The organism is Sorangium sp. So ce693, from assembly GCF_051521375.1.
Lineage (GTDB): Bacteria > Myxococcota_A > Polyangia > Polyangiales > Polyangiaceae > Sorangium > Sorangium atrum.
In genome coordinates this window covers 11,494,395-11,519,110 of record NZ_CP150347.1, presented here as the reverse complement: position 1 = coordinate 11,519,110, position 24,716 = coordinate 11,494,395, and the positions used below count along the sequence as shown (strand labels likewise).

General features: G+C 68.6%; 33 protein-coding genes and 1 pseudogene. 25 read left to right on the top strand and 9 right to left on the bottom strand.

Annotated features, from left to right (window positions below; translation table 11 throughout):
* The first annotated feature begins 24 nt into the window (after positions 1–24).
* The gene (locus WMF14_RS42995; RefSeq protein WP_437796254.1) at positions 25–546 is read left to right on the top strand and encodes a hypothetical protein; all 522 of its coding nucleotides are present in this window, start codon (positions 25–27) and stop codon (positions 544–546) included.
* A 160-nt stretch (positions 547–706) separates the two neighbouring features.
* On the opposite strand, the gene WMF14_RS42990 is transcribed toward WMF14_RS42995, so the two are convergent.
* The 4 genes from WMF14_RS42990 to WMF14_RS42975 form a co-directional block, all read right to left on the bottom strand.
* Positions 707–886, bottom strand: a complete 180-nt coding sequence (locus tag WMF14_RS42990) for a hypothetical protein (RefSeq protein WP_272102111.1) — start codon at positions 884–886, stop codon at positions 707–709.
* A gap of 371 nt (positions 887–1,257) precedes the next feature.
* Positions 1,258–1,554, bottom strand: coding sequence for a hypothetical protein (locus WMF14_RS42985; RefSeq protein WP_148314458.1), 297 nt, complete (start codon positions 1,552–1,554; stop codon positions 1,258–1,260).
* A gap of 445 nt (positions 1,555–1,999) precedes the next feature.
* Complete coding sequence (locus WMF14_RS42980) at positions 2,000–3,283, bottom strand: penicillin-binding transpeptidase domain-containing protein (RefSeq protein ID WP_437796253.1); 1,284 nt, start codon at positions 3,281–3,283, stop codon at positions 2,000–2,002.
* Between the two features lie 173 nt (positions 3,284–3,456).
* Entirely contained in the window at positions 3,457–4,908 is a 1,452-nt protein-coding gene (locus WMF14_RS42975; RefSeq protein WP_437796252.1) for a porin, read from the bottom strand.
* Positions 4,909–5,417: 509 nt separating this feature from the next.
* On the opposite strand from WMF14_RS42975, the gene WMF14_RS42970 reads away from it, so the two are divergent.
* Positions 5,418–6,527 (top strand): PhoH family protein, encoded by a 1,110-nt coding sequence (locus WMF14_RS42970; RefSeq protein WP_437325727.1) that lies wholly within the window; start codon positions 5,418–5,420, stop codon positions 6,525–6,527.
* A gap of 55 nt (positions 6,528–6,582) precedes the next feature.
* Here the strand turns inward: WMF14_RS42970 and WMF14_RS42965 are convergent, their stop codons facing one another.
* Together WMF14_RS42965 and WMF14_RS42960 are read right to left on the bottom strand one after the other, a co-directional pair.
* Complete coding sequence (locus tag WMF14_RS42965) at positions 6,583–7,206, bottom strand: hypothetical protein (RefSeq protein ID WP_437796251.1); 624 nt, start codon at positions 7,204–7,206, stop codon at positions 6,583–6,585.
* An 89-nt stretch (positions 7,207–7,295) separates the two neighbouring features.
* Positions 7,296–7,961: a class I SAM-dependent methyltransferase gene (locus WMF14_RS42960; protein WP_437796250.1), complete on the bottom strand. Its 666-nt coding sequence runs from the start codon at positions 7,959–7,961 to the stop codon at positions 7,296–7,298.
* Positions 7,962–9,227: 1,266 nt separating this feature from the next.
* Here WMF14_RS42960 and WMF14_RS42955 point away from each other — a divergent pair.
* The gene (locus tag WMF14_RS42955; protein ID WP_272102117.1) at positions 9,228–9,797 is read left to right on the top strand and encodes a hypothetical protein; all 570 of its coding nucleotides are present in this window, start codon (positions 9,228–9,230) and stop codon (positions 9,795–9,797) included.
* A 92-nt stretch (positions 9,798–9,889) separates the two neighbouring features.
* On the opposite strand, the gene WMF14_RS42950 is transcribed toward WMF14_RS42955, so the two are convergent.
* The 3 genes from WMF14_RS42950 to WMF14_RS42940 form a co-directional block, all read right to left on the bottom strand.
* Complete coding sequence (locus WMF14_RS42950; protein ID WP_437796249.1) at positions 9,890–11,317, bottom strand: hypothetical protein; 1,428 nt, start codon at positions 11,315–11,317, stop codon at positions 9,890–9,892.
* Positions 11,318–11,522: 205 nt separating this feature from the next.
* Complete coding sequence (locus tag WMF14_RS42945) at positions 11,523–12,419, bottom strand: SUMF1/EgtB/PvdO family nonheme iron enzyme (protein ID WP_272102119.1); 897 nt, start codon at positions 12,417–12,419, stop codon at positions 11,523–11,525.
* 322 nt (positions 12,420–12,741) lie between these two features.
* Positions 12,742–13,470, bottom strand: coding sequence for a hypothetical protein (locus tag WMF14_RS42940; protein ID WP_437804399.1), 729 nt, complete (start codon positions 13,468–13,470; stop codon positions 12,742–12,744).
* Between the two features lie 630 nt (positions 13,471–14,100).
* On the opposite strand from WMF14_RS42940, the gene rplV reads away from it, so the two are divergent.
* The 22 genes and pseudogenes from rplV to rpsD all read left to right on the top strand — a co-directional run bounded on the left by rplV (position 14,101) and on the right by rpsD (position 24,532).
* Positions 14,101–14,439 (top strand): 50S ribosomal protein L22, encoded by a 339-nt coding sequence (gene rplV / locus WMF14_RS42935; RefSeq protein ID WP_012240567.1) that lies wholly within the window; start codon positions 14,101–14,103, stop codon positions 14,437–14,439.
* 17 nt (positions 14,440–14,456) lie between these two features.
* On the top strand, positions 14,457–15,149 hold the full coding sequence (rpsC, locus tag WMF14_RS42930; RefSeq protein WP_061609597.1) for a 30S ribosomal protein S3: 693 nt from the start codon (positions 14,457–14,459) through the stop codon (positions 15,147–15,149).
* Between the two features lie 12 nt (positions 15,150–15,161).
* A complete protein-coding gene (rplP, locus tag WMF14_RS42925) occupies positions 15,162–15,575 on the top strand; it encodes a 50S ribosomal protein L16 (RefSeq protein ID WP_012240565.1) in 414 nt (137 codons plus the stop codon).
* 8 nt (positions 15,576–15,583) lie between these two features.
* The gene (gene rpmC / locus WMF14_RS42920) at positions 15,584–15,787 is read left to right on the top strand and encodes a 50S ribosomal protein L29 (RefSeq protein WP_272102120.1); all 204 of its coding nucleotides are present in this window, start codon (positions 15,584–15,586) and stop codon (positions 15,785–15,787) included.
* 53 nt (positions 15,788–15,840) lie between these two features.
* Positions 15,841–16,140, top strand: a complete 300-nt coding sequence (rpsQ, locus tag WMF14_RS42915; protein WP_272102908.1) for a 30S ribosomal protein S17 — start codon at positions 15,841–15,843, stop codon at positions 16,138–16,140.
* Between the two features lie 4 nt (positions 16,141–16,144).
* Positions 16,145–16,513 carry a 50S ribosomal protein L14 gene (gene rplN / locus WMF14_RS42910; RefSeq protein WP_012240562.1) on the top strand — a complete coding sequence of 123 codons (369 nt, stop codon included), beginning with the start codon at positions 16,145–16,147 and terminating at the stop codon, positions 16,511–16,513.
* Positions 16,513–16,830 (top strand): 50S ribosomal protein L24, encoded by a 318-nt coding sequence (rplX, locus tag WMF14_RS42905; protein ID WP_272102121.1) that lies wholly within the window; start codon positions 16,513–16,515, stop codon positions 16,828–16,830. The genes rplN and rplX overlap by 1 nt, the downstream gene beginning before the upstream one ends.
* Positions 16,831–16,832: 2 nt before the next feature.
* Positions 16,833–17,558, top strand: a complete 726-nt coding sequence (rplE, locus tag WMF14_RS42900; protein WP_373372293.1) for a 50S ribosomal protein L5 — start codon at positions 16,833–16,835, stop codon at positions 17,556–17,558.
* 10 nt (positions 17,559–17,568) lie between these two features.
* Positions 17,569–17,754, top strand: a complete 186-nt coding sequence (locus tag WMF14_RS42895) for a type Z 30S ribosomal protein S14 (RefSeq protein WP_012240559.1) — start codon at positions 17,569–17,571, stop codon at positions 17,752–17,754.
* A 4-nt stretch (positions 17,755–17,758) separates the two neighbouring features.
* Positions 17,759–18,154 carry a 30S ribosomal protein S8 gene (gene rpsH, locus WMF14_RS42890; RefSeq protein ID WP_272102122.1) on the top strand — a complete coding sequence of 132 codons (396 nt, stop codon included), beginning with the start codon at positions 17,759–17,761 and terminating at the stop codon, positions 18,152–18,154.
* Positions 18,154–18,771, top strand: a complete 618-nt coding sequence (gene rplF / locus WMF14_RS42885) for a 50S ribosomal protein L6 (protein ID WP_272102123.1) — start codon at positions 18,154–18,156, stop codon at positions 18,769–18,771. The genes rpsH and rplF overlap by 1 nt, the downstream gene beginning before the upstream one ends.
* 47 nt (positions 18,772–18,818) lie before the next feature.
* The gene (gene rplR, locus WMF14_RS42880) at positions 18,819–19,178 is read left to right on the top strand and encodes a 50S ribosomal protein L18 (RefSeq protein ID WP_012240556.1); all 360 of its coding nucleotides are present in this window, start codon (positions 18,819–18,821) and stop codon (positions 19,176–19,178) included.
* A 79-nt stretch (positions 19,179–19,257) separates the two neighbouring features.
* Positions 19,258–19,737 (top strand): annotated as a pseudogene (rpsE, locus tag WMF14_RS42875) (30S ribosomal protein S5); the annotation flags it as partial.
* Positions 19,738–19,871: 134 nt separating this feature from the next.
* Positions 19,872–20,075 (top strand): 50S ribosomal protein L30, encoded by a 204-nt coding sequence (gene rpmD, locus WMF14_RS42870; protein WP_272102124.1) that lies wholly within the window; start codon positions 19,872–19,874, stop codon positions 20,073–20,075.
* Positions 20,076–20,124: 49 nt separating this feature from the next.
* Positions 20,125–20,616 carry a 50S ribosomal protein L15 gene (rplO, locus tag WMF14_RS42865; protein ID WP_272102125.1) on the top strand — a complete coding sequence of 164 codons (492 nt, stop codon included), beginning with the start codon at positions 20,125–20,127 and terminating at the stop codon, positions 20,614–20,616.
* 44 nt (positions 20,617–20,660) lie between these two features.
* Positions 20,661–21,989 carry a preprotein translocase subunit SecY gene (gene secY, locus WMF14_RS42860; protein WP_272102126.1) on the top strand — a complete coding sequence of 443 codons (1,329 nt, stop codon included), beginning with the start codon at positions 20,661–20,663 and terminating at the stop codon, positions 21,987–21,989.
* A gap of 10 nt (positions 21,990–21,999) precedes the next feature.
* Entirely contained in the window at positions 22,000–22,641 is a 642-nt protein-coding gene (locus tag WMF14_RS42855) for an adenylate kinase (RefSeq protein WP_272102127.1), read from the top strand.
* A complete protein-coding gene (infA, locus tag WMF14_RS42850) occupies positions 22,638–22,889 on the top strand; it encodes a translation initiation factor IF-1 (RefSeq protein WP_012240550.1) in 252 nt (83 codons plus the stop codon). The genes WMF14_RS42855 and infA overlap by 4 nt, the downstream gene beginning before the upstream one ends.
* A 30-nt stretch (positions 22,890–22,919) precedes the next feature.
* The gene (rpmJ, locus tag WMF14_RS42845; RefSeq protein WP_012240549.1) at positions 22,920–23,036 is read left to right on the top strand and encodes a 50S ribosomal protein L36; all 117 of its coding nucleotides are present in this window, start codon (positions 22,920–22,922) and stop codon (positions 23,034–23,036) included.
* 43 nt (positions 23,037–23,079) lie between these two features.
* Complete coding sequence (rpsM, locus tag WMF14_RS42840) at positions 23,080–23,460, top strand: 30S ribosomal protein S13 (RefSeq protein WP_012240548.1); 381 nt, start codon at positions 23,080–23,082, stop codon at positions 23,458–23,460.
* Between the two features lie 20 nt (positions 23,461–23,480).
* Complete coding sequence (rpsK, locus tag WMF14_RS42835; protein ID WP_272102128.1) at positions 23,481–23,891, top strand: 30S ribosomal protein S11; 411 nt, start codon at positions 23,481–23,483, stop codon at positions 23,889–23,891.
* Between the two features lie 11 nt (positions 23,892–23,902).
* On the top strand, positions 23,903–24,532 hold the full coding sequence (gene rpsD, locus WMF14_RS42830; protein ID WP_272102129.1) for a 30S ribosomal protein S4: 630 nt from the start codon (positions 23,903–23,905) through the stop codon (positions 24,530–24,532).
* Positions 24,533–24,716 lie beyond the last annotated feature (184 nt).

Genomic DNA, 24,716 nt, shown 5'->3' with positions numbered 1-24,716 from the left:
ACCGCTTCGCCGAGGGTGCTCGGCATGCGCCGCGTCCTCCTCGCCCTGAGCCTCTTGCCCCTCGCCAGCTGCGGCATCGCCCCGAGCAACTCCCAGCGCCTGACCGAAGCGGCGCTCGAGATGAACACGGCTGCCCGTTTCGGCCGCATGGATGTCGCGCTCGAGCGCGTCGGCTCGAGCGCGCGCCAGGATTTCATGAATCGTCACGCCGGGTGGGGCACCCGCCTCCGGGTCGTCGACGTGGAGTTCGGCGGCTTCGAGATGACCCAGCGCGATGAAGCCGAGGTCTACCTCGACGTCCTCTGGCTGCGGGACGACGAGGCCACGGTCCGCAGCACCCGGGTGGCGCAGCGCTGGCGCGACGAACGGGGCCATTGGGAGCTTATCGGCGAGGAGCGAAGAGAGGGCGACACTGGGCTCCTCGGCGAGCCCCCGCCCGATGCGCCCCGGCCCACGCAGAACGGGGCTGGCGATTCGGCGAGCGCGACCGACATGGTCCGGCAGCCCGGCCGGAGCCTCCACACGCGTGTGATTCGCGACGAGTGATCGCCGCCGCGGACGAGGTGTACGGCCGCGCGCAGCGGGACGCGCGCGGACGAGCACGACGCCGGCGTGCGCGGCCTCGGTGAGCGCCGGGATCGCAACAGCGCGGGGATGCGACGGGCGGTGCGCGGTGCGCGGCCGATCGACCGCGCCTCGCACTCCATCAAGCAGCCGGCGAAGGGCTCGCAGGAGCGGCGCTCTTCGGAGCGCGGGGCTTCTTGGCCTTGCCAGCGACCTCCGTCGGGGCCTTCGCCAGCTTGCTGCGCTTCGCGCGCTCCTTCTTGGCAGCCTGCGCCTTGCGGCGCCTCATCTTCATCGACTGGCGGCGATCGCGCTTGCCCATCTGCTTCAATCTCCTCACGGTCGGGGGCGCGGCATCATGACGACAGCTCGCCAGGCGAGCCCCATCCTGCACCGGTGGATGGCCTACCGCGGGGCCCCTCAAAGGGAGCGGGACTCTGCCCAAGAGCGAATGGAAGCGCAAGGGGCAATGCGCCCGGAGATGCGGTTCTCGTGCTAGACGAGTGTGCAGTGCATCGCGCCGCCGTCAGGTGTCGACGTCCGCGACCTCCGCCTTCCCGCCTTCGGCCGCGTGGTCACGCGGTCACAGCAGTCACATCCGTCACATCAGAGGCGCGCGCTCGTTCCGAAGGATCCGAAGGATCCGCAACGTTCGCGCAGGATCCGCGCTGCCTGAGCCGCACCCGCCAGGGCTCAGCCGCCGACCGCGCCGTCCAGCGCGACTTCGCGGCCGCGCACCTCGAGGCGGTACCGGGAGTTTACGGTCTCTATGTAGAAGACCTCGCGCCCGGCGAGGCGCAGCACGCGCTTGACCGGCGTCGTGACGTATTCATGCATTCCGTCGGAGAACTCGATGACGATGACCGAGCCTTTCCGTGGTGCACGGACGAGCCGGCCAACGACTGCGCGTGATCCCCGGCCGAGCTTGCGGAGCACAACCTGCACAACAGAGATGCTAGCACGCAGATCTCGGCCGAGCACAAGCTGCACAAGCAGCGCCTCTCGCAACTAGGTCCCACCCTGGCCCAGGGTGTCCGGCTGCATCGGAGCGGCCCGGACCTTCGCGCCGCGGACGGCCAGCCGGAGGGGCCGGGCCCCCCGAGCGGAAAGTTTCCATGAATCGATCGCTGCCGCGGCCCGCGGCGTGGACGATGATCCTGCACACCTGTCGGCCGCCAGACAGGCACAGCGGTCCGTTGCGCACCGTCATCGCCGGATCCTGGTGAGGGCGGAAATCGCGATGAACGATTTCCGCCTTGCGGAGGCCTCGTGCAGGCTGCGCGGTGGTCTGCCTGACGGGCCGACAATGCGCGCGGTCTCGTCGGCCGCGTGGACCTTGCCCGGGGGCACGGCGCGGCGTTCAGGTGCATCTGCGCAGCGCGGCGCACCGCGAGCGGCCTGGCGCGCTGCGGCTCGGCGGCTCGTCAGCTCCGCGTCAGCGGCGCTGGGCTGTCGCGCCGGTCCGGTTGTTCGGATCGCTCACGCCGGGCGCGCCCTTGTCGGCGAAGTAGGTGCGGAGCATATCGCATGCGACGTTCGTCGCCTTCACGCGCCATTTCGCGCTGTTGGCGACCATCACGGAGATGGCGACCTCCGGTTTGCGGCTCGGCGCGAACCCCACGAACCAGGTGTAGAAGGGCCCCTCGGGCGTCGGCTTCGTGAGCGTCCCCGTCTTGCCGGCGACGCGGATATCCGGGAGGTAGGGGCGGCCGTTGCGATCATGGAACGAACGGTAGCTCGTGCCGTTATCCACCGTCGCCTCCATCATCGCGGTCACCGCGTTGGCGGTGCTCTCGTCCATCACCCGCTTGAGCACCTGGCGCTCGCTCGGGCCCTGGTAGATGTCGCCGACCTCGTCCTTGACGCTCGACACGACGTGGAGCCGGATCATCTCGCCGCCGTTGGCGACCGTGGTCGCCAGGTTCGCCCCCTGGAACGGCGACAGCGTCGTGTTCCAGAAGCCCGCCGCGGTCCGCGCGAAGCCGAGCTCGTCTTCCGGGAGCGAGATCGTGCTCGTCGCGACCTTCACGTCGAACGGCGTGTCCTGCCCCCAGCCGAGCTTCTCGGCCACGGCGCCGAGCTTCTCGCGGTCGAGGTTCTTCGCGGCGAGCCGCGCGAACACCGTGTTGATGCTCCGGCCCATCGCCTGCGCGAGCGTCGCGCAGTACTTGTCGCGACGCTTGTTGTCGACAAGGTCCGCCGGCCGGATCGAGTGCTCGCCGCCCGAATAACACTGCTTGGTGTTCGGGCTCAGGCCGGCCTCGACGAGGGCGGTGCCGGTCACGACCTTGAAGACGCTCGCCGACGGCGCGGTGGCCTCCGCGGCGACGTCGTGCATCGCCCCCTCGTTCACGTAGCTCGCCCAGACCAGCACCTTCCCGGTACGGATATCGGTCATGACGACCGCGCCCTCGGGGACCTGGCCTGCCCGCAGGAAGCCGATCGCCGCCCGCTGGTACATCGGATCGATGGTCAGCTCCGCGACGCGGTCGCCGTGCGCCGGCGCCGTGGGCGGCGTCCTCCGGTCGTCGATGCGCGTCAGATCGAGGTCCGTGAGCGGCGGCGGCGTCACGGTCCGCGTGATCGTCGGGCCCCCGGCGGTCGTCTTCTTGGCGAGCAGCCCTCCGAGCTGGACGTCGTGCTCGCGCAGCATGGGGAGGGTCACGGCCACGAGCCCCACGGCTGCACCGACGGCGATCCACTGACGCATGTCGCGCATGGCCCGACGGGTACCCCGCCACGCTGTCCTGGGCCAAAATTGAGGCGCGCGAGCTCGCCGCGGGGCTCCCGCGCCGCCGGCGCGCCGCGCGGAGCGCCCGCGGCGCGGATCGTTGGAGGGCAAAAGGATGAAGGGCGCGGCCGGGACGCCGGCCGCGGTGGGGCGGGGGCGCGTCAGAACGACATGCTGACCCTGGCGCCGAGCTCGTGCAGCGCGTGCGCGTCCGGATTGGCGGGCGTCACCGTATTGCCTGGCACCCGGAGGAGGTTCTCGCTGGAGCCGCTGCCGGGCGTCAGGTAGGCGCTGTAATTCACGCCGAGCCGCACGTTTTTCGTGTACCAGTAGTTCGCGGCGAGGCCGATCTGCATGACGTTGAGGTCGGTGCCCGGCCCCCCCTCGGCGCCCGGCGTCTTCTCGTCGTACCCACCCCCGCGGGACGCGCCGTCGTACGTCGCGTTGATCCCCGCGAGGAGCGCCGCCACCTCGAGCCCCGACTTCGGCTTCTCGAGCTCCTTCGTCAGATCGACCTTCGTCGGGCGCGGGCTGAATCCGGGATCGCCGCTGACGAAGGCGTCGCCGACCGGCCACGCCGAGAGCTGCACGTACCAGCCGAGCCCCTTCACCTGCCCGATCCGTTCGGTGTTGGTGAGCTGAAAGCCCTCCACGCCCTCGCGCGTCTGGTTCGCGACGTAGTACGCCTCGGCCCGGAGCTCGACCATCTTGATGGGCAGCCGGAGCTCGCCGCCGATCGCGGCCTGCGTGGCCGACGGGATGACGTGGATCGGGCGCTTCAGCGAGTCCGTATAGCCGGCGCCCCAGAGCGTGTAGCCCTGCCCCGTCCTGATGGGCGCATAGTCGTAGCCCACGTACTTCTGGTCGCGGTCGCCATAGCGCGCGCTGACGCCGATCTGCGCCTTCGCGAGCAACCCCTTCTTGTCGCTCGCGAACGGGCGCGCGGCCACGCGGCCGATGAAATCGAACTGGCTGTCGACGCCCGGCCGGTTCTGCCCGTCGCCGCCGACCACGCTGACGCCGTAGACGACCATCCTGTCAGCGACGTCGCCCCAGATCGTCAGGCCGATGTCCTTGCCCTCGGGGTAGGCGAAGCTCCGGGTCGCGATGTTGCGCTCCATGAACGTCGTGCTGTTGTCGCTCGTCTGGTTATCCATCGAGAAGAACGCCTGGTGCTGCCCGAACAGGAAGTTGAGCGCGGGCATGACCGAGTAATTGATCCAGGCGTCGGCGAGCACGGCGTTCGCGGTGGTGCTCTCGACAGGCGCGAAGCGCGCGCTATCGGCCGTCGGCGGTTGCCCGGCCGGGCCGGCGGCGTTCTCGGTCCGGCCGTTGGCGTTCCCGAGCCCCTGGCCGCCGAAGTCGACGTCGACATCGAAGGAAAACCTCTTCAGGAACTCGCCGGCCACCTCGAGCCGCGCGCGGCGAATGAAGAAGCGCGGCTTGAGCGCGCTTCCACCGCCCGTCGCCGACACGTCCGACACGCCGGCGCCGAAGCTGCTGGCGAAGTCGAAGTTCAGCCTCCCCTTCGGGTAGAGCCGGAAGTTGTCGTTGGCGTCCCGGAGGAAGAAGCCGCCGTGCCAGCCGGCGAGCGGCTGCTGTTCTTCTTTCACGACGGCGGCCTCGGCGGTCGGCGCGAACACCTGCGCAGGCGGAGGCGGAGGCGGCGCGGCGGTCGGCTCCGCTCCAGGGGGCGGCAGCGGTTCTGCGGGCGGCGCCGCGTCGGGCGGCGGCGCGGGTGCCGGAGCGGCAGCGGCAGCGGGCGGAACCGCGCCGGCAGGAGCCGGGGCAGCGGCCGGAGGCGGCGCCGGGGCAGGTTGCGCTGGGCCCTGGGGTCCAGGCTGTGCTAGCGCCGAAAGGCCCGACAGCGTAACAGTCATGCCCAGCAGCGCCGATGTAGCTAACCTCATGCAGTTCTCCCTGTGTGCGGCTCGCCCGCTCGCCGGATCTCGCACGCACTACAACGCGAAAATATGACCAGGACGTTACGATTCTGTGTAGGCCATACGGCGAGCGACCGCGACATTCGAGCGAGATGTGAGCCGCGTCAAGGTCCTGCTCATGGAATGGCAGCGCGTGCCGGCGGCGGAGCGTCGAGGCAGCGGCGGGGAAGGATCACGGGATGACGACCAGCGTGCGGATCACGGCGGATGTCGAGGTGCTCGACAACAGCACCTTGGTGGCCCTCGCCGGGCCGGGGAACGAGCATCTCAAGCTCATTGCGCGCACTCTTGGCATCGAGTCGGGCGTCCGAGGCAACACGATCCGGCTCGCCGGCGACGCCGACAAGGTCGCGCTCGCCGAGCGGTGCCTGGCAGAGGCCGCGCAGATGTTGAGGAGCGGCGTGGTCCTCGATCCTCAGGACTACGTGCGCGGCGTGCAGGCGCTCCGGGACGACCCGGGGATGACCTTGCGGGAGCTGTTCGAGGACGTCGTCCTCATCTCGGCGCGCCGCCGGCCTATCTCGGCGAAGGGGCTGGCGCAGAAGCGCTACATCCAGGCGATCCGATCGCACGACATGACCTTCGGGATCGGGCCGGCGGGGACGGGCAAGACCTACCTCGCGATGGCGATGGCGGTCCACGCGCTCCTCGAGCGCCGCGTGAAGCGGATCATCCTGACCCGCCCCGCCGTCGAGGCGGGAGAACGGCTCGGCTTCCTCCCCGGCGATCTCGCCGAGAAGGTGAATCCTTACCTGCGCCCGCTCTACGACGCGCTCCATGACATGATGGATGCGGACAAGGCGCAAGGCCTCGTGACGCGCGGTCAGATCGAGGTCGCCCCGCTGGCCTTCATGCGCGGCCGCACGCTCAACGATTGCTTCGTCATCCTGGACGAGGCGCAGAACGCGACGAGCGACCAGATGCGCATGTTCCTCACCCGGCTCGGCTACGCCTCCCGTGCCGTGGTGACGGGCGACGTCACGCAGGTCGATCTCCCGCACGGCGCGCGCAGCGGCCTCGCGGAGGCGCGCGAGCTGCTCGCGGGGATCGAGGGGATTGCGATCTGCTCGTTCACCGAGGTCGACGTCGTGCGCCACCCGCTCGTGCAGCGGATCATCGTGGCGTACGAGCAACGGGACGCCGAGGTGGCTCGCCAGCGCGAGGAGCGGCGGGCGGAGGCGGGTCGCGGCGCGCGCGGCGGCGCGGCGGGAGAGGCCGGGGCTGCACCGCAGGAGCCGCAGGGGCGCGCGCCGGCAGGCGAGCCGGGAGGAGCCGGCGCAGCGAGCTGACGCGCGACGCCGCCGAGCCAGACGCCGGCGCCGACGTCTCGCTCGGCTGCGCTGATCATTTCTTCTTCAGATCGATGGGGGACTCGCGCACCAGGAGGGCATCGGGCCCGGTCACCCGGATCCTGCCGTGGATGGCGTTCTCCTTCAGCTCGCCGACCAGGACGCCGGTCATCGCGTTCGGCGCGCGCGGATCTACGGGGAAGACCGATGCGCGGACCATGCTGTCCTCGACCTTTCCCACGAGCGTCGCGTCGCCGAGCGCTCCCTTCGCTGTGCCTTTCAGCTCACCGCTCGGCTCGATGGTCAGCGTCACCGTCCCGGGGCCGGTGGCCTGCTTCCCGTCGTCCTTCTGGCGCGCGGCGTCCTTGACCTTCGGGGGCATCACGACGCTGCCTTTCTTGGCGTCGTAGCGCCCTTCCCATGTCCCTTGCCATGCGGGCGTGCCCGTCGCGGCGCCCGCGTCTTCTGGCGCGCCCGCGCTCGGGGGCTCTGCTGTCGCCGAGCTGGCCGCGGGCGGCGCGAGCGCCGCGCTCGGCTGAGGCGGCGGGGGCGCGGGCCGCTCCGGCTCGCCCGGGCGAGGCGGGTTCTCCTCGCAGGCCGCGAGGACGATGGCGAAGGACAGGAAGAGCGCGGGGGCAACGCCGCGCGCCCGGCGAGCTCGTGTTCCGGTGGCGTTCACGTGGACGCTTTTATTACGAGCCGGGCTGGCCGTCGCGTCGATTTGACGTGCCCGCGCCGCGCCCCGGATCGGTGCGCGGCGCCTCCGGATCATGACGCCCTGCGGAACGCGAGGGTCCAGTGCCGGTCGCTCGTCACCTGCGCGCATTCGGGGGGAATCCGGAGCGAGCGCAGCATCTCACGCACCTCGTCGAGCGAGAGCGCGGCGCGCAGCGACGCGTCGAAGAGGGCCCGCTGGTACGCCGTGTCGTTCGCTGCGTACGTGTCGACGAGGGCGGTGATCGACGCCTCGTCTTCCGGACGGAGCAGGTCTCGCACGAACAGGAGGTCGCCGGGCCGGAGGACGCGGAGCATCTCGCGCAGCACCTGCGCCGGCTCCGGGATGTGGTGGACGATGCTGTTCGAGAGCACGGCTGAAAACGTCTCATCCGGTTCGGGCAGCGCCTTGGCGTCCACGAGCGCGAGCGCGATGGCCTCGGTGAGCCCGGCTCGCTCGACGTGGCGGCGCCCGAGATCGAGCATCGCCGCGGAGAGATCGATCGCCTTGATACGCGCCGCGGGGACGCGCCTGCAAAGCTCGATGGGCAACAGGCACGTCCCTGTGCCGACGTCGAGGGCGTATGCGAGACCGGGGTTGTGGGGGAGGAGCGCGTCGCAGAACGCCGCGTTCACGACGGCGTGGTCCATGCTGTCGTAGGCCCGCGCGTCCTCGTCGGTATCCATGACCTCCGGCTCGAGCACGCGCACCAGTGACATGCGCGCATCCTTCTCCGCGGCCGACGCGCGTGTCAACCGATTGCCGGCGGCTGGTCAATCTCGGCCGCCGGTCGGACGGAGGTCGAGCGGGGGCGGCGTGGATCCTGGGCGTCGTAGATATGGACAGAAAGGCGTTTGAAGAAGTCGAGGCGGAGCGGGCCGGCTCCCCGCCGGCGTCCTCCTCTCATTGGAGCGGGCGCCAATGTCGTAGAGGACATGCCCCCAGGGTGGACGCGCGGACGCGCGGACTCGCGCTCGAGAGCGCGGGGCCCAAGGCTGAGCTCTCTCGGGAGGGCTCGATCGGAGCGGCCGAAGACGAGGGCGAGCGCGCCTCGGCGCTCTGCTATGTAACGCGGTGTCTCGCGGGATGAGCCTGAGCTGCACGTACACACCGGTCCGCCGGACACGACGGCCTAGAGGCGCCCACCCAGCGGGAGCCGCCGGGAGCCGCCGCGCGTGACGTGGAGAGCAGCACTGCGCCACCCGAGCGCGACTCCGGCGGCGGGGCTGCGGCAGAGTCGTGATTTCGAAGAGCTCGGCGGGTTGGCGCTCGATCGGGAGGCCAGAGTGGGCCCGGGTCCGCGCAATCCCCGGCGTGATGAGCGGATGTCGTGCGGAGAGCTCGACCCGGACTCGCGCCCCCGCCGGCGCTCATAGCGAAGCGTCCGTGCTGCGCCCCACCCGCCGAGCGGGGCATCCTATCACGCCTCCGCATAGGTCAGTCGTGCGCCCGGGGCGTGCAATGTAGCCACGCGCCGGCCGCCTGTGTGTGGTCGCCAGGCGGTCGCACCCTGCGTGAGGCGCTTCAATGATTGGGGGTGAGGAAGCTCGCGCCGGGTCGCTGCACCTCGCGGTTGTGCGCGCGCCCGCATTGCCGCCCGTGACGGGCGCGGCCCGAGGCGCGGGGTTGCTCGGTTCTCGGACGGTGCTTACCTGACCAGACCCGAGCACCCGAGACACGCAATGCCGCAGTGCATCGTCAAGGGGGCCGAGAGAGGATTGGAGCGGCCTCGGGGCCGTCCTGCGCGGGGGAGGGGTCTCGGCCATCAATCGACGCTGGCGAGGGTTTCATCGCTCGGCGCCTGTCGAGCAAAGCAGCCCAGCCGTTCGGGGCCGTCCCGTCCAATGAGCTCTCCGATTGAGCCCGCCCGCAGCGCCTATTGAAAGAAAAGACGGCCCTCTATCCTCAATTCGCTTGACCAGGCAAGTGGCAACGGCATAGTCGTATCCAACCGCCGAGCTGGATTCGGCGACGAGGGAGAGCACATGGCAACGGACGCCTTTTCACAGCAGATTGTAAACCTCGTGCGGAAGATGCCGGACGAGGCGATCCTCGCGCTCGTCAAGAATCAGCTGGGCGCCGTGACAGGGGAAGCGCCGTTGGTTCCTCCTGCGGCGCCGCGCCGCAGCCGCTCGCGCGCCCGCGCTGGAGCGGTCCAGTCCAAAACGTCTTCCGTCGCGGCCAAGCGCGGCGCCGCGCCGAAGCGCCGGCCTGGTCGCCCGCGCAAGTCGCCGGCCGCGTCGGCGGAGCGTCAGGAGACGCTGGATGCCGTCGAGCGCGTCGTCAAAGCGAGCTCTGGCGTCAGCGCGAGCGAGGTGGCGAAGCAGGCGGGTATCCCGCAGACCCGCGCCGCCGCAGCGCTGAAGGAGCTGAAGCTGGAGAAGCGGATTTTCCAAGGTGGCGACCGTCGCTTCGCCCGCTATGCAGGCGACGCGAAGACCGCCGAGCAGGCGAGCGCGAACGCGCGCAAGACCGCGGCGGGGCCTGCGCCTGTGAAGAAGCCGAGCGCCAAGGGACGCAAGCGCGTCGCTCCGGCCGCCGCTCCGCCGAAGTAGGTCTGGGGACCACCGCGCACGTCAGCATCAGATGGGATGCAAGCTGTGCTGACGCGTTGCGTTTGGAATGGTTGTCCCGTTCGAGACGGAGCTCAGGGCGGGCTCCAGGTGAGCCCGCCATCATCGGAGGCCACGACATACCAGCCGCGGCGCGATGTTCCGGTGACGTCCGCTTGGAGGAGCATCAAGAGTCGATTTCCGAACGAGAGGAGGGTGCCGAGCTCGATACGGCCGCGCTCGCCTGTGCCTTCGCCGATTACCCTGGGGACGTCGTAGATCTTCCCCGCTTCCGGCGATAGCGCGATATAGAGCCCCCATCGCGCTGCCGCGCGGGAGGTCAGCACTGCGGTGACCCCTTCGCGTGTGGGCGCCAGGGCGACAGACCGCTCATGCGGCTCCAGCCAGGGGCGAAACGGCGGCTTCTCGGCGATGATGCAGGTGCCTTGGAGGGTACACGTCGCGAGCGTGGGCTCTCGGGTTGTGGGCGTCATGACTTCGACCATGATCCGGTCGGCTGCGCAGCCGACCGACGCTCCAGGCGCGGCTTTCGCCGGGAGCTTCAGCACGGCTGTCTGGGCAGCGGAGACGGCGACCACGGCGGTCTTGTCGGGCGGCTGAGGCACGAGCTGGAACGACCACCCGGCGAAGTCGCATGCTGGTGTCGTGGAGAGCGCGGCAATCGCCGCTGGGTTCATCGCGAGTCCCTCGACGCTCTTCGGTGCGTCGAGCGGCTTCCCCGGCGAGGGGACGGGCCGTACGAGGAGGTTGCGTCCGCGCACCGACAGGAGCACCGGTGGGCGGCCATAAGGCACGGGCAGCGCTTGTTCCTGCGTGGGGAGCGGGACGGGAGGCACCGGCTCGGCGCCCGCCGGCCCCGCATAGACGAGGGTCGCGTGCCGAGGCTTGGGCTCCACGAGCAGCGCGGCGCTCTCGGCGGAGAGCACCGCGGGCACCGCGTTCACCAGCGGCCGCGCTCCGCGGCTCAGCGCGGGAAGCGTGACCGGTGAAGGCGCCGAGAGGTCGGTCGCGTCGAACGAAGCGAAGAAGACGCTCGGCGGGTCCAGCGCGGGCGGCGTCCCTCGATTTCCGCGCGTCTCCGCCGGGAGAGCCGGGCCGCGCGGACCGGCGGTGAGCACCGTGGCGCCGTCTCCGCCGACCGACCAGGTCGACCACCCCTCGCGGACGCGCCGCAGAGATCGCCAGGTCCGCCCTGCGTTCTCGGTCACGAGCGCGATCGCCTCGTTCTCGATCTCTCCTGTCACCACGGCGCGTCTATCATCGAGCACGAACGCCCGTCGCCATCGGGTCGACGACGGCGCGAGCGCCGAATCGATGCCACGCGCCTGGCCAATGGCGGTGGTGAGCTCATCCGAGGATGCTGCGCCCGGGGGTGGTGGGACGGTGATGGGCGCTGCTTTTTCCTTCTTCCCGCAGCCGAGCGCCAGGAGGCTCATCAGGGCGGCAAGGGCGGTCGCAGCGGCACGGCGCCGCGTGGGCGCGCTCACTATGCAGTCGAACATCGGCAATCTCTTCGCTGGTGTCGCCCTGGCTTATCCACGACTCGCACGCTCGCTCGCGCCGCGCCCGAGCCGCCTTGTCGGAGCGCCCGTCGCGTCACGGAGGGATGCGCGCGCAGCGATCGCCCTGTCTCCCCGCTGAATCGCCCCGATCTTCGCGTTCGATCCGCGTCTGCCCTACCGCCGGCCGCACGCCGCGCGGCCTGCACTAGTCGGCCTGCTCCGGATCCATGCAGCACCGGAAGCCCGTCGAGTAGTCGTGGTAGCCGAAGGAGTGGGCGGTCGTGGCGTATTTGCAGCCCTCGCCGTTGCGCGTCGTGTCCATGAAATAGCCGCCACGGAAGGTGCCGCTCGGGTCATCGACCCACTCGTGGAGGTTGCCTACCATGTCGAACACGCCGTAGGCGTTGGTGCATCCCGCGCGCTCGCCCGTGGGGAGCAGCGCCTCGGACAGCTGGTTGATGAGCGGGTTGTTCATCGCCGTCGTCCAGCGCTCCTCGGGCTTGATGTCGAGCAACGCCGCGATCTGGGCGACGGGGTGAACGCGTCGCTCGTCATCGTTGCACACGCCCTGCTGGCGGAGCGCGCCGTAGGGGAAGGTCGTGTCGTCCGGCCCTCGACAGGCGGTCACCCACTCCTCCGAAGTGCACAGGCGCTTGCCCGATGCCGCGCACGCCATCTTGGCCTGCCGCCCGCTGATGTAGCCTTGGGGGATGACCCCCTGCCAGGAGACGGCGCGGACGCGGCGCTCGTTCCCGTCAATCGGATCGTAGGGCGACCAGGGGCGCTCACCGCTCGGCGTCACCTCGACCAGAGCGCCCTCCCAGCGGTCGACGCACACGCGATCGTCGACGAGGGCCATCTCCGCGGGACAGCGCGTGCTGCCCGCCGAGGAGGACATCGGGGTGGCGCCGATCTCGGACTCCATCCCGGACGCGAGCGCCGCGCTGTCCTTGACGGCAGCGAGCGCGCTCTCCTTGGCCTTGATGCGCCGTTCGGTCGGGACGGCAGCGGTCCCCTCGAGCGACGCGCGCACCATCAGGCGCGGTGTGATCTGCTCCGCTGTCGTCGACCCCGGCGCACAGCCGGCCGACGCGACGAGCACGCCGAGCAGCGCTCCACCGCGGAATGGACGCGCCCCCGGCGATCGCGGAACGGAAGCTGCCTGGCGCGGGCGGGAGGAGTCCTTGGCCACGGAGGAGCCGAGGATCCCTTCCCGCGATCTTTTTTGCAACCGAATACCGCGCTCGGGGGCTCCCCGAACGGGCCTACATGAGAGGGTGCGCGCGACGGGGCGCTAAGGTGGGCGTGAGCTGGTGAGAGGCCCAGAGGTCATCTGGTGTGCGTCGACTGCCAGGGGAAAAGAACCGCGAGAGCAGAGCGCGCACGGTAGGCGCGCAGGCCGCGCACCCGGGGCGGCGGCCGGATCACTCGAAGGCCATGATGTCCTCGTAGCATCCGTCGTAAGCCTCCTGGCAGGAGACATTGGGGTTGTCGTTCATGCACGCGACGAGATCGTCCGCTGCATCTCGGTTGAGAGGGTTCATCTGAGCCGCGCACTTGGAGGTGTCGAAGGTGCCGGCGTCGCAGAAGTCGGAGATGGTGTCGCAGATCTCGTCGGCCTGGTGCGGGCACGCGTTGGCGTACGTGCGGTTCATGCACGCCTGAACGGGATCGACATCGCACGCCCGCTCCACACCGATGTCGCTCAGGCAGTCCACGAGGTCCGCGGCGTGACCCGGGGAGAAGACGGCGAAGCCGTGCTTGCAGAGCCCGTAGCCGATCGGGTCCTCGTCGCGGGTCGCGCCGCACTGGCTCGTCGCCCCCTGCGCAGGCGAGATGTTGAGCTCGTCACAGGCCGCGACCGTGAGGTCGCCGTCCGACGCCTCGACGCACGCATCGCCGCCGCCGTCGCCGCCCTGGCCGCCGTCGCCGCCGCTGCCGCCCTGGCCGCCGTCGCCGCCCTGGCCGCCGTCACCGCCCTGGCCGCCGTCGCCGCCGTCGCCTCCGCTGCTCGTGGACCCGTGGGTGACGCCGGGCCCGACCGTCTGGTCCACGTCGTTGTCGGTGTCCTCCGTGGTCACGACGCAGCCGGTGACGATGGCGGGCAAGATGAAGGTAAGCGCGAGGAAAGAATGGCGATGGCGAGCAAGCATGGTCACGGTGCCTCCTACAATGTCAGGGAAGAGTTCCACGGCCTGGTGCGTTCGACTGAACCTGGGGCTCCCCTATTCCCCTCGCAATCCTGCTCTTCGGCCTGGTCCAGCCGTCCGACGCCGACGCTCCGGGGGCGCACCTCCGCCGTCGGCGGCGCAGGCCGCCGTCGACCGCTTGTTTCAGCTGCATTTCGTCAGTGTCAAGAACAGATTTCAGCATCGTGGTCGTCCGTCCGCCTGCCCGGGCACCGGGCTCGGCGTGCCCGGCTCCTCCGGACGTCCGTTCAGGAAGAGCTGAAAAGCTGCTCAGGCCGCGGGGACGCGCGAAACAAACTGAAAGGGGGCGGAAGGATCGCGCTTGCGTACCGCGCCTCCCGCTGGTAATCACCGCGCTCCGTTTTCCCGGGCGATCGGGTGTCCTCCCGGTCTCCCAGTAGAAGAGCCGTAACGGCGCTTCGATCCCAGCTCCGCCCCTTCGGCCGCCGCGGGAACCCCCCCGGTGACGCGAAGGGGGCCCACGTCGATGGACGTCGGGCTGGGACCGGAAGCGTACGACGGTGCAACCGGTTCGCAGCGAACCGAAACCCGGTACGGAGTCACTCCGCCCGCCGGTGTCGCGAGGTATCTCGAATGGTAAGCAAAGCCAGTGCGATGTTTTCGCGGATCGCCCCGCGCAAGGCTCGCATGATCGCTGATCTCGTCCGAGGTCGCGACGCGGACGAGGCGATCCAGTTGCTCTCGTTCACGCAGAAGAGCGGCGCCCCCGTCCTGCGGAAGATCATCGAGAGCGCGGTCGCGAACGCCCAGCAGGCGGGCGCCGACATCGACGCGCTCTTCATCAGCAAGGCCACCGTCGACAAGGGGCCGAACAAGTTCAACCGCCGCTGGCGGCCGCGCGCGATGGGCCGTGCGACCCGGATTACCAAGGGCGTGTCGCACATCGTCATCGAAGTCGACGAGAGAAAGTAAGTAGAGGACCTGCCGATATGGGACAAAAGACCCATCCGTATGGCTTCCGCGTCGGTGTCATCAAGACGTGGAGCAGCAAGTGGTACGAGGACGGCGCTGCGTATCAGAAGTGGCTCCACCAGGACATCCGCATCAAGCGCGCGATCAAGCAGTACCTCTACAACGCCAACATCGCCGGCGTGGAGATCGAGCGCGCCGCCAACCGCGCGAAGGTGATCGTCTTCACCGCCCGCCCGGGCATGGTGATCGGCAAGGGCGGCAAGGGCATCGAGACGCTGAAGAGCGGGAACGTCGGCACCGCGTCCAAGGGTGAGACGCTCTTCCCCGGCGTGTCGTCGTTCACCGACAACGAGGTGTTCATCGACGTGCAGGAGGTCCGGAAGGCCGAGACCAACGCGCAGCTCGTCGCCGAGAACATCGCGACGCAGCTCGAGCGCCGGATCGCGTTCCGCCGGGCGATGAAGAAGGCGGTGGCCACCGCGATGAAGTTCGGCGCGAAGGGCATCCGCGTGCGCTGCGCCGGCAGGCTCGGTGGCAGCGAGATGAGCCGCGTCGAGACCTACCGCGAGGGCCGGGTGCCGCTGCACACGCTCCGCGCCGACATCGAGTTCGGCTTGGCCGAGGCGAAGACGAAGGTCGGCATCATCGGCGTGAAGGTCTGGATGTTCAAGGGCGAGGTCCTGCAGCGTAAGGCGCGCCGGATCCAGTAGAGGGATTGCAGAATGCTGTCTCCGAAGCGAACCAAGTTCCGCAAGATGCAGAAGGGGAACAACCGCGGCCTCGCCATGACGGGCAGCGATGTCTCCTTCGGCGACTTTGCGCTCCAGTGCGTCGAGCCTGCCCGCGTCACCTCGCGGCAGATCGAGGCGGCTCGTATGGCGATCCAGCGGCACGTGAAGCGCGCGGGCAAGCTCTGGATCCGCATCTTCCCGGACCGTCCGGTGACGAAGAAGCCGCTCGAGGTCCGCATGGGTGGGGGCAAGGGCGCGCCCGAGGAGTGGTGCGCGCTCGTGCAGCCGGGCCGCGTGATGTACGAGATCAGCGGCGTGAGCGAGGAGACTGCGAAGGAGGCGTTCCGCCTCGCGTCGCACAAGCTCCCGATGCAGTGCAAGTTCCTCGCCCGCGGGCTGACGTGAGGTAGGCGATGAAGGCGAAGGATTTGCGTGAACGCACCACCGAGCACCTGCGCGAGCTCGAGAAGTCTCTGGCGGCGGGCCTGTTCGAGGCGCGGTTCAAGAATTTCACGAATCGGCTGAACGACACGGCGACGATCCGCAAGTCGAAGCGGGATCTCGCGCGGGTGAAGACGATCCTCACGCAGCGTGCGCGTGCCGAGGAGAAGGCGTAGCCATGGCGAAGAAGAAGGCAGAGACCCAGCAGCCGGTCGCTGCGGCGCCCGAGCTGGCAGCCGCAGCGCCTGCGCAGGCTGAGACCGAGGCGAAGGCGCACGGCTTCCGGCGCAAGCTGGTCGGCAAGGTGACCAGCGACAAGATGAACAAGACGGTCACCGTCGAGGTCATCCGGAACGCGCTCGACCCTGTGTACAAGAAGTACGTCCGTCAGCGGGAGCGCTACAAGGCGCACGACGAGACGAACCAGTACAAGGTGGGCGATCGCGTCGAGATCACGGAGCACAGGCCGATCTCCCGCGACAAGCGGTGGCTCGTGACCAAGCTCGTTGCCCGCCCGGTGGAGGAGTAGCGCCATGATCCAGGTGTCGACGCATCTCGAGGTCGCGGACAACTCCGGCGCCCGAATCGTGAAGTGCATCAAGGTGCTCGGCGGCTCGCGCCGCAAGTACGCCGCCCTCGGCGACGTCATCGTCGTCTCGATCAAGGAGGCGTTGCCGGGCACCAAGGTGAAGAAGGGCGAGACGGCGCGCGCCGTCGTCGTCCGCACCGCCCGGGAGTACCAGCGCTCGGACGGCAGCTACATCAAGTTCGATGGGAACAGCGCGGTCCTCATCAACAAGGAGAAGGAGCCGATCGGCACCCGCATCTTCGGGCCGGTCGCTCGCGAGCTCCGCGCGAAGAAGTTCATGAAGATCATCTCTCTCGCTCCGGAGGTCCTCTGATGAAGCGCCTCAGGGTCGGTGACCTCGTGCAGGTCATCAGCGGCAAGGAGGAGGGGAAGCAGGGCCGCATCACGAAGATCCTCGCTGACGAGGATCGCGTGGTCGTGGAAGGCCTGAACACGGTGACCCGCCACCAGCGGCCCACGCCGCGCAACCAGGAGGGCGGGAAGATCACCAAGGAGGCGCCGATTCACGCCTCGAATGTCATGCCGGTCGATCCGGCGACGGGCAAGCCGACGCGCGTGAAGGTGCGCGTCGGTGAGGACGGCAAGAAGACGCGCGTCGGCAAGAGCGGCAGCGCGATCGGTGTGGGCTAGCCATGGCGGACAAGAAGGACAAGGACAAGGCGGCCAAGGACGCCGGCAAGGGCAAGGACAAGCCCAAGCCGCAGCAGGCCAAGCCTCAGGCGCCCGCCAAGAGCAAGGAAGCCAAGGGCGCGAAGGCCAAGGGCTCCGAGGCCGAGGCCTCCGGGCCGGCCGAGGATCGCCCGCGCGACCCGAACTACGCTCCCCGGCTGCGCACGCACTACAGGAAGAGCGTGACGGCCGCGCTCGCGAAGAAGTTCGGCTACAAGAACCCGATGATGGTGCCCCGCCTGCAGAAGGTGGTCATCAACATGGGTCTCGGCGCCGCGGTGCAGAACCCGAAGATCATCGACTCCGCCGTCGAGGACATGCGGGCGATCTCCGGCCAGAAGCCGGTGGTGACCCGCGCCCGGAAGTCGATCGCGACCTTCAAGCTGCGCGAGAACCTGCCCATCGGGGTGATGGTGACCCTGCGTGCCGAGCGGATGTGGGAGTTCGTGGATCGCCTGATCGCGTTCTCTCTTCCGCGTGTTCGCGACTTCAAGGGCGTTAGCCCGAAGGGGTTCGACGGCAAGGGCAACTTCACGATGGGCCTGCGCGAGCAGATCATCTTCCCCGAGATCGACTACGACAAGATCGATGTCGTGAAGGGGCTCAACATCTCGTTCGTGACCACGGCGAAGACGGACGAAGAAGGACGCGCGCTCCTGACCGAGCTTGGCATCCCGTTCCGGCATTGAGGGATTTTCGATGGCCCGTGCAAAAGAGTTTGCGAAGCTGAACCGTCCGCCGAAGTTTTCTACGCGGCACAAGAACCGTTGCAAGGTGTGCGGGCGCGCGCGCGCTTACTACCGCGACTTCGAGCTCTGCCGCGTCTGCCTTCGGTTGTTCGCGCTCCGTGGTGAGCTCCCTGGTGTGATCAAGGCCAGCTGGTGATTCTATGATGACCGATCCCATCGCCGACATGCTGACCCGCATTCGCAACGCGGCGCTCGCGCGGCACGACAGGACCGAGATCCCCGCGAGCCGCATCAAGGCCGCGGTCGCGGAGATCCTCAAGTCCGAAGGCTTCATCGCCGACGTGCGCGAGACCGAGGGCGAGGGTCCCAAGAAGCTCACGATCGTGCTCAAGTACGGGCGTGATCGTCAGAGCGCGATCGACGGCGTGCGCCGCGTCTCCCGCCCCGGGCGCCGCGTGTACGTGCGTCACGACAGGATCCCGCGCGTGTTCAGCGGGCTCGGGATCTCGATCCTGAGCACGTCCCGCGGGCTCATGAGCGACAGGGATGCGCGTCGCCTCAAGATGGGCGGCGAGCTGATCTGCGAGGTGTGGTGATGGAAGCTCAGGCGAACGCAGCCCAGCCCGCGAACGGTGACAGCCGGCTCGCTCCGAAGACGTCGCGCGTCGGCAAGCGCCCGATCGAGCTGCCGAAGGGGGTCACCGCGACCGTCAACGGCCGGAAGATCGACGTCAAGGGCCCGAAGGGACAGCTCTCCCGCGCGATCACCGACAAGGTGGATATCAAGCTCGACGGCGGCAAGCTGCACGTGAGCTCGGTGGCGCCGGGGCGCGACGGGTCGCGCCTCCAGGGCCTCACCCGGGCGCTCGTGGCCGCGATGGTGAAGGGCGTCGCCGAGGGCTACGAGCGTACGCTCGAGCTCAAGGGGACCGGCTATCGCGTCGAGCTCAAGGGCACGACGCTGAACTTCGCCCTCGGCTTCTCCCACCCGGTGACGTTCCCGGTGCCCACGGGGCTCACGGCGACGATCCCGGCGGACTCGAAGGGCACGATCCTCGTCCTGACGGGCGCGGACAAGGAGCTCATCGGGCAGACGGCCGCGACGATCCGTGGCTTCAGGCCGCCGGAGCCGTACGGCGGCAAGGGCGTCCGTTACCGCGGCGAGCGCGTGCGGGAGAAGGCTGGCAAGGCCGGCAAGGGCGGCAAGAAGTAAAGGCGAGCGGCGGCGTTTACGCCGCTGCACCGAGGGACGAGACGGTCATGGGCATGAAAATCGTCGGTCGGGAGCGCCGGAAGCTCCGCATCCGCAAGAAGGTCGAGGGGACGCCGGAGCGCCCGCGCCTCAGCGTCTTCCGCAGCTCGAAGCACATTTACGCTCAGGTCATCGACGACGTGAGCGGCAAGACCCTCGCCCACGCTTCGACGCTGTCGAAGGACCTCAAGGGCTCCCTCGACGAGGACAACAAGGTCGAGGCGGCGAAGAAGGTCGGGGCGCTGATCGCGAGGATCTGCAAAGAGAGGCAGATCGACAAGGTCGTCTTCGACCGCAACGGCTATCTGTATCATGGGCGCGTCAGCGCCCTCGCCCAGGCGGCGCGCGAGGCAGGTCTCGATTTCTGACTCCCACAGCCGCTGCCCTGATGGTGAGGGCAGCGGGCGCGGTCAACTGCCGCGGCGGAGAACGTGATAGAGGACGGTTATGGCGTTCGATCATGTCGACGAAGAGAAGCTGAAAGAGCGAGTCATCCACATCAACCGCGTCGCCAAGGTCGTCAAGGGCGGCCGGCGCTTCAGCTTCTCGGCGCTGGTCGTGGTGGGCGACGAAGCGGGGCACGTGGGCATCGGTCTGGGCAAGGCGAACGAGGTGCCGGAGGCCATCCGCAAGGGGAACGATCAGGCTCGCAAGAACCTGTTCCGCATCCCGCTGGACGGCGTGACCATCCCGCACGACTCGTTCGGCCACGTCGGGGCGGGCAAGGTCCTGCTGAAGCCGGCCAGCCCTGGGACGGGCGTCATCGCCGGCGGCGCGGTGCGCGCCGTCGTCGAGTCGGCGGGGATCCACGACGTGCTGTCGAAGTCGCTCGGCACGAGCAACCCGCACAACGTCGTGCACGCGACCGTCGCGGCGCTCCGTGGGCTCAAGAGCCCGGAGAGCGTCGCCGGGAAGCGGTCGATGCAGCTCGACTCGCTCGACTACCAGCGCCGCGGTGGCACGAACACCGCGGGTCGACGGCGCGCGAGCGTCGCGCCGCCCCCCGGGAAGCCGGGCGGCGGTGGTGGTGCACCGAGCGGCGGCGGTGAAGGAGGCTCGCAGTGAAGCTCCGGGTACGTCAGAAGGCCAGCAACATCGGCCAGGTCGAGCACACCCGCAAGATCATCAAGGGGCTTGGCCTGCGTGGGCCGGGGTCCGAGGTGGTCGTCGCGAACACGCCGTCGTTCCGTGGCATGGTGAAGAAGATCCTCCACCTCGTCGAGGTCGAGGAGGTCGCCGACGGTGCGACCTCCTCGAAGGCCTGAGAAGCGAGATCGTCATCCAGCGGAGTCGCCGCGTACGGAAGTGTGAAACATGGACATTCTCTCTAAGCTCCAAGCCCCTGAAGGCGCCGTAACCAAGAGGCTCCGCGTTGGCCGTGGCGTGGGCTCGGGCGTCGGCAAGACGTCTGGCCGCGGACAAAAAGGGCAGAAGGCGCGGGCCGGCGGCAACATCAACAAGAAGCACTTCCAGGGCGGGCAGACGCCGATCCAGCGTCGCCTCCCGAAGCGTGGCTTCCGCAACCCGCTCGCGGACATCGTCGTCAACGTCAACGTCGGTGCGCTCGAGGCGTTCGACGATGGCGCCCAGGTCGATCTGATCGCGCTCCACGAGCGCCGCCTCGTGCAGGGGCGGTTCGACGTGCTGAAGATCCTCGGCGACGGTGAGCTCACGAAGAAGCTCACGGTGACGGCGCACCGCTTCTCCAAGGGAGCGGTCGAGAAGATCGAGAAGGCGGGGGGCAAGGCGGTCGTGCTCGCGGCGCCTGCACCCCAGGGCAACTCGACGGACTCCTCGTCCTCGTAGCCAGCGCGCACGCGCACCCACCAAGCCGGAGTCCAGGATCGCCTATGGCCAGCCTCGCGGGAATCACCAACTTTCACAAGATCCCCGAGCTCCGGCGACGCGTGATCTTCACCCTGGTGATGCTCGCGGTCTACCGGGTCGGCGTCTTCGTGACGACGCCCGGCGTCGACCGGAACGCGATGCGGCAGTACGTCGCGAAGCAGTCCGGCGGGCTCCTGAGCTTCTTCAACATGTTCTCGGGCGGCGCGCTGGAGAACCTGTCGATCTTCGCGCTCGGGATCATGCCGTACATCTCGGCCTCGATCATCATGCAGCTCATGGGCATGGTCTACAAGCCCATCGACGAGCTGCGGAAAGAGGGCGAGCAGGGCCGCCGGCGGATCGATCAGTACACGCGGTACGGCACGGTCGCGCTCTCGCTGTTCCAGGCCTTCTCGATCGCGAAGATGCTCGAGGGCCTGTCGAGCAGCGAGACCGGGGCCGGGATCGTGAACCACCCCGGCATCGGCTTTCAGCTGATGACGGTCATCACGCTGACGACCGGGACCGCGTTCCTGATGTGGATCGGCGAGCAGATCACGGAGCGCGGCGTCTCGAACGGCGTCTCGCTCCTGATCTTCGCCAGCATCGTCACGCGCATCCCGGCGGAGCTCGGCAACTACTTCGCCCAGAACGCGGGCGATCTCCAGCCCCTGACGATGGCCGCGGTCGTCGCGTTCATCGTGTTCGTCATCGCCATCATCGCCTTCTTCGAGAACGGCAGGCGTCAGATCCCGATCGTGTACTCGCGGCGCCAGGTCGGTCGCCGCGTCTACGGCGGGCAGACGGCGCACCTGCCGCTGAAGGTGAACACGTCCGGGACCATCCCCCCCATCTTCGCGTCGTCGCTGCTGATGTTCCCGCAGACGCTCGCGAACATGAACGTCCCCGGGGCCGACCACCTCCAGGCGATCATCAACCGGGGGGACTGGGTCTTCAACACCGGCTACGCGCTGCTCATCATCTTCTTCTGCTTCTTCTACACGAACGTCACGTTCCAGCCGGTGGACGTCGCGGAGAACCTGAAGAAGCAACAGGCAAATATCCCCGGGATCAGGCCAGGCAAGCAGACGGCGGACTACATCCACCGCGTGATCCAGCGGATCACCGTGGGCGGCGCGCTCTATGTCGCCGCGGTGTGCGTGGTGCCCTCGATCGTCGGCAACCTCCTGCGTGTCCCCTTCGGCTTCGGAGGCACGTCGCTGATGATCGTCGTCGGCGTCGCGCTCGACACCGTGAACCAGCTGGAGGCGCACCTGATCACGCGGAGCTACGAGGGGCTGACGGGCCCCGGTGCCACCCGCATCCGGGGCCGCAGGCTCCCGGAAGCGTGATGGAGGGCAAATGATCTTGGTTCTGGTGGGGCCTCCTGGAGCTGGGAAGGGTACGCAGGCGAAGCTGCTGTGCGCCCGCTTCGGCATCCCGCAAATCTCGACAGGCGACATGCTGCGCGAGGCAAAGCGGTCGGGGACGCTGGAGAAGCGCTATCTGGACATCATGGACTCTGGCGGACTCCTGCCCGATGAGGCTGTCATCGGCCTCATCGCGCGCAGGACGGTCGAGCCCGACTGCAGCAATGGCTTCCTCCTGGACGGATTTCCCAGGACGGTGCCGCAGGCGGACGCGCTCGACGAGCTGCTCGCCAGCCAGGGCGGTACCCGGATCGACGCGGTGATCCAGCTGGACGTGGCGCGTCCCCTGCTCGAGGAACGGTTGATCCATCGCCGCACTGACAAACGAAGTGGACAGATATATCATCTCGTCTATAATCCGCCGCCCCCCGGTGCGGAGCTAGAGCATCGGGCCGATGATCGGCCCGAGGCTGTTGCAAAGCGTCTCGATGCCTACGAGGCGATGACGGCCGCGCTTCTGCCGTTCTACGAGCAGAAGAAGCTGCTGCATCGCGTCGATGGGGTCGGGAAGCCTGAAGACGTGACGCACAGGGTGCTGTCGGCCATTGGCCGGCCGGGCTCGGGTGGAGAATGAGGCGTAAGAATCAGACCAGACCGCCGAAGGAACCGAAGGGCGACAAGCTCGAGTTCGACGGCGTGGTTCAAGAGGCCCTGCCGAACGCCATGTTTCGCGTGAAGGCGGACAACGGCCTCGGCGTCCTCGCGACCATCAGCGGCCGGATGCGGCAGTACTACATCAAGATCCTGCCGGGCGACCGCGTGACCGTCGAGGTCTCGCCGTATGACCCGAGCCGTGGCCGGATCACGTACCGGCACAAGTAACGTAGTTTTTGAGGAATCTGGAGGCTCCCCGTGAAGGTGCGCCCGAGCGTCAAGAAGATTTGCGACAAGTGCAAGGTGGTCAGGCGGCGTGGTGTCGTTCGGATCATCTGCGAGAATCCCCGCCACAAGCAGCGCCAGGGGAATTAGCTCTTTCGGCGGAAGCCCGCCCTCGTTTCGGTTTGGAGTAACCATGGCTCGTATCGCTGGTGTCGATCTCCCGCGTCGGAAGCATGTCGCCTACGCCCTGCCGTACCTGTTCGGTATCGGGCGGACCCTCGCCTTGCAAATCTGCGAGAAGACCAACATTCCGCAGAACAAGCGGGTCGAGGAGCTCAGCGACGCTGAGGTGAAGGCGATCCGCGACCTCCTGGACGCCGAGTACAAGGTCGAGGGCGACCTGCGGCGCGAGGTGCAGCTCAACATCAAGCGGCTCATGGACCTCGGCTGCTACCGAGGGCTCCGCCACCGGCGCGGGCTCCCGGCGAACGGGCAGAGGACGCATACGAACGCGCGCACCCGAAAGGGACCGCGCAAGGGCATGTTGCAGCGGCGTCCTGCCGCGACCAAGTGACGAGCGGGGATTAGGACGCCATGGCGCAAGCGAAGACGGCTGCCGCTACAACGAAGGCCAAGCAGAAGAAGAAGGTCAAGAAGAATGTCTCCGCGGGCATCGCGCACATTCAGTCGACCTTCAACAACACGGTCGTGACGATCACGGACATCAACGGCAACGCGATCGCGTGGTCGTCCGCTGGCGCTCGCGGCTTCAAGGGATCGCGCAAGTCGACGCCGTTCGCCGCCCAGCTGGCGGCGGAAGAGGCGGCGCGCCGGGCGCAGGAGCACGGGATGCGCTCGGTCGCCGTGTTCGTGAAGGGGCCGGGGGCGGGGCGCGAGAGCGCGCTCCGTGCGCTCCAGACCGCTGGCTTCAAGGTGACGCTGATCCGCGACGTCACGCCGATCCCCCACAACGGTTGCCGGCCGCCCAAGCGGCGCAGGGTTTGAGGTAATTCACGATGGCTCGCTACATTGGTCCGGTCTGCAAGCTCTGCCGCCGCGAGGGGATGAAGCTCTACCTCAAGGGCGAGCGGTGCTACTCCGAGAAGTGCGCGTACACGCGGCGCCCGTATCCCCCGGGCCAGCACGGCCAGGGGCGCATCAAGCTGAGCGAGTACGCGGTGCGCCTGCGCGAGAAGCAAAAGGTGCGTCGCATCTACGGCGTGCTCGAGCGGCAGTTCAGCGGGTATTTCCAGGAGGCCAACCGGCGCAAGGGCCGGACGGGCGAGGAGATGCTCGGGCTGCTGGAGCGGCGGCTCGACAACGTGGTGCATCGGATGGGCTTCGGCTCGTCTCGCGCCGAGGCGCGCCAGCTCGTCCGGCATGGGCACGTGCACGTGAACGGCAAGCGGCTGGACATCCCGAGCTACGTCGTTCGGGCCGGTGACCGGGTCGAGCTCACCGAGGGGGCGCGCAAGTTCAAGAGCGTCCTCGCCTCCGTCGGCGGCGCGGACAAGCGGCCGGTCGCGAGCTGGATCGACGTGGATCGCGCGGCGTTCACCGGCGCGATTAAGGGCGCGCCGATCCGCGAGGATCTCAACGAGCCCGAGATCCGCGAGCAGCTCGTCGTCGAGTACTACTCGCGCTGATCGCGCGAGGGCGGCGCGGAGGAGGGCGGCGTCGCGAGCGCACCTTGCAGGGTGCGCTCGCTCGCTGCGGGCTCCCCTCGGCGTCGCCGTCCCGCGCTCTCGCGCGGGGGCATGGAGCCTAGGATGCGGGCAGGAGGCGGCGCCGATCGGTCGAGTGCGGCCGCGGCGTGAGACCTCCGCGCAA

What these genes read in the sequence shown, in the direction of transcription:
- WMF14_RS42995 (WP_437796254.1), top strand. Translation starts at nt 25, where the DNA reads ATGCGCCGCGTCCTCCTCGCCCTGAGCCTCTTGCCCCTCGCCAGCTGC.
- WMF14_RS42990 (WP_272102111.1), bottom strand. Translation starts at nt 886, where the DNA reads ATGGGCAAGCGCGATCGCCGCCAGTCGATGAAGATGAGGCGCCGCAAG.
- WMF14_RS42980 (WP_437796253.1), bottom strand. Translation starts at nt 3,283, where the DNA reads ATGCGCGACATGCGTCAGTGGATCGCCGTCGGTGCAGCCGTGGGGCTC.
- WMF14_RS42970 (WP_437325727.1), top strand. Translation starts at nt 5,418, where the DNA reads ATGACGACCAGCGTGCGGATCACGGCGGATGTCGAGGTGCTCGACAAC.
- WMF14_RS42960 (WP_437796250.1), bottom strand. Translation starts at nt 7,961, where the DNA reads ATGTCACTGGTGCGCGTGCTCGAGCCGGAGGTCATGGATACCGACGAG.
- WMF14_RS42955 (WP_272102117.1), top strand. Translation starts at nt 9,228, where the DNA reads ATGGCAACGGACGCCTTTTCACAGCAGATTGTAAACCTCGTGCGGAAG.
- WMF14_RS42950 (WP_437796249.1), bottom strand. Translation starts at nt 11,317, where the DNA reads ATGTTCGACTGCATAGTGAGCGCGCCCACGCGGCGCCGTGCCGCTGCG.
- WMF14_RS42940 (WP_437804399.1), bottom strand. Translation starts at nt 13,470, where the DNA reads ATGCTTGCTCGCCATCGCCATTCTTTCCTCGCGCTTACCTTCATCTTG.
- rplV (WP_012240567.1), top strand. Translation starts at nt 14,101, where the DNA reads ATGGTAAGCAAAGCCAGTGCGATGTTTTCGCGGATCGCCCCGCGCAAG.
- rpsC (WP_061609597.1), top strand. Translation starts at nt 14,457, where the DNA reads ATGGGACAAAAGACCCATCCGTATGGCTTCCGCGTCGGTGTCATCAAG.
- rplP (WP_012240565.1), top strand. Translation starts at nt 15,162, where the DNA reads ATGCTGTCTCCGAAGCGAACCAAGTTCCGCAAGATGCAGAAGGGGAAC.
- rpmC (WP_272102120.1), top strand. Translation starts at nt 15,584, where the DNA reads ATGAAGGCGAAGGATTTGCGTGAACGCACCACCGAGCACCTGCGCGAG.
- rplN (WP_012240562.1), top strand. Translation starts at nt 16,145, where the DNA reads ATGATCCAGGTGTCGACGCATCTCGAGGTCGCGGACAACTCCGGCGCC.
- rplX (WP_272102121.1), top strand. Translation starts at nt 16,513, where the DNA reads ATGAAGCGCCTCAGGGTCGGTGACCTCGTGCAGGTCATCAGCGGCAAG.
- rplE (WP_373372293.1), top strand. Translation starts at nt 16,833, where the DNA reads ATGGCGGACAAGAAGGACAAGGACAAGGCGGCCAAGGACGCCGGCAAG.
- WMF14_RS42895 (WP_012240559.1), top strand. Translation starts at nt 17,569, where the DNA reads ATGGCCCGTGCAAAAGAGTTTGCGAAGCTGAACCGTCCGCCGAAGTTT.
- rpsH (WP_272102122.1), top strand. Translation starts at nt 17,759, where the DNA reads ATGATGACCGATCCCATCGCCGACATGCTGACCCGCATTCGCAACGCG.
- rplF (WP_272102123.1), top strand. Translation starts at nt 18,154, where the DNA reads ATGGAAGCTCAGGCGAACGCAGCCCAGCCCGCGAACGGTGACAGCCGG.
- rplR (WP_012240556.1), top strand. Translation starts at nt 18,819, where the DNA reads ATGGGCATGAAAATCGTCGGTCGGGAGCGCCGGAAGCTCCGCATCCGC.
- rplO (WP_272102125.1), top strand. Translation starts at nt 20,125, where the DNA reads ATGGACATTCTCTCTAAGCTCCAAGCCCCTGAAGGCGCCGTAACCAAG.
- secY (WP_272102126.1), top strand. Translation starts at nt 20,661, where the DNA reads ATGGCCAGCCTCGCGGGAATCACCAACTTTCACAAGATCCCCGAGCTC.
- WMF14_RS42855 (WP_272102127.1), top strand. Translation starts at nt 22,000, where the DNA reads ATGATCTTGGTTCTGGTGGGGCCTCCTGGAGCTGGGAAGGGTACGCAG.
- infA (WP_012240550.1), top strand. Translation starts at nt 22,638, where the DNA reads ATGAGGCGTAAGAATCAGACCAGACCGCCGAAGGAACCGAAGGGCGAC.
- rpsM (WP_012240548.1), top strand. Translation starts at nt 23,080, where the DNA reads ATGGCTCGTATCGCTGGTGTCGATCTCCCGCGTCGGAAGCATGTCGCC.
- rpsK (WP_272102128.1), top strand. Translation starts at nt 23,481, where the DNA reads ATGGCGCAAGCGAAGACGGCTGCCGCTACAACGAAGGCCAAGCAGAAG.
- rpsD (WP_272102129.1), top strand. Translation starts at nt 23,903, where the DNA reads ATGGCTCGCTACATTGGTCCGGTCTGCAAGCTCTGCCGCCGCGAGGGG.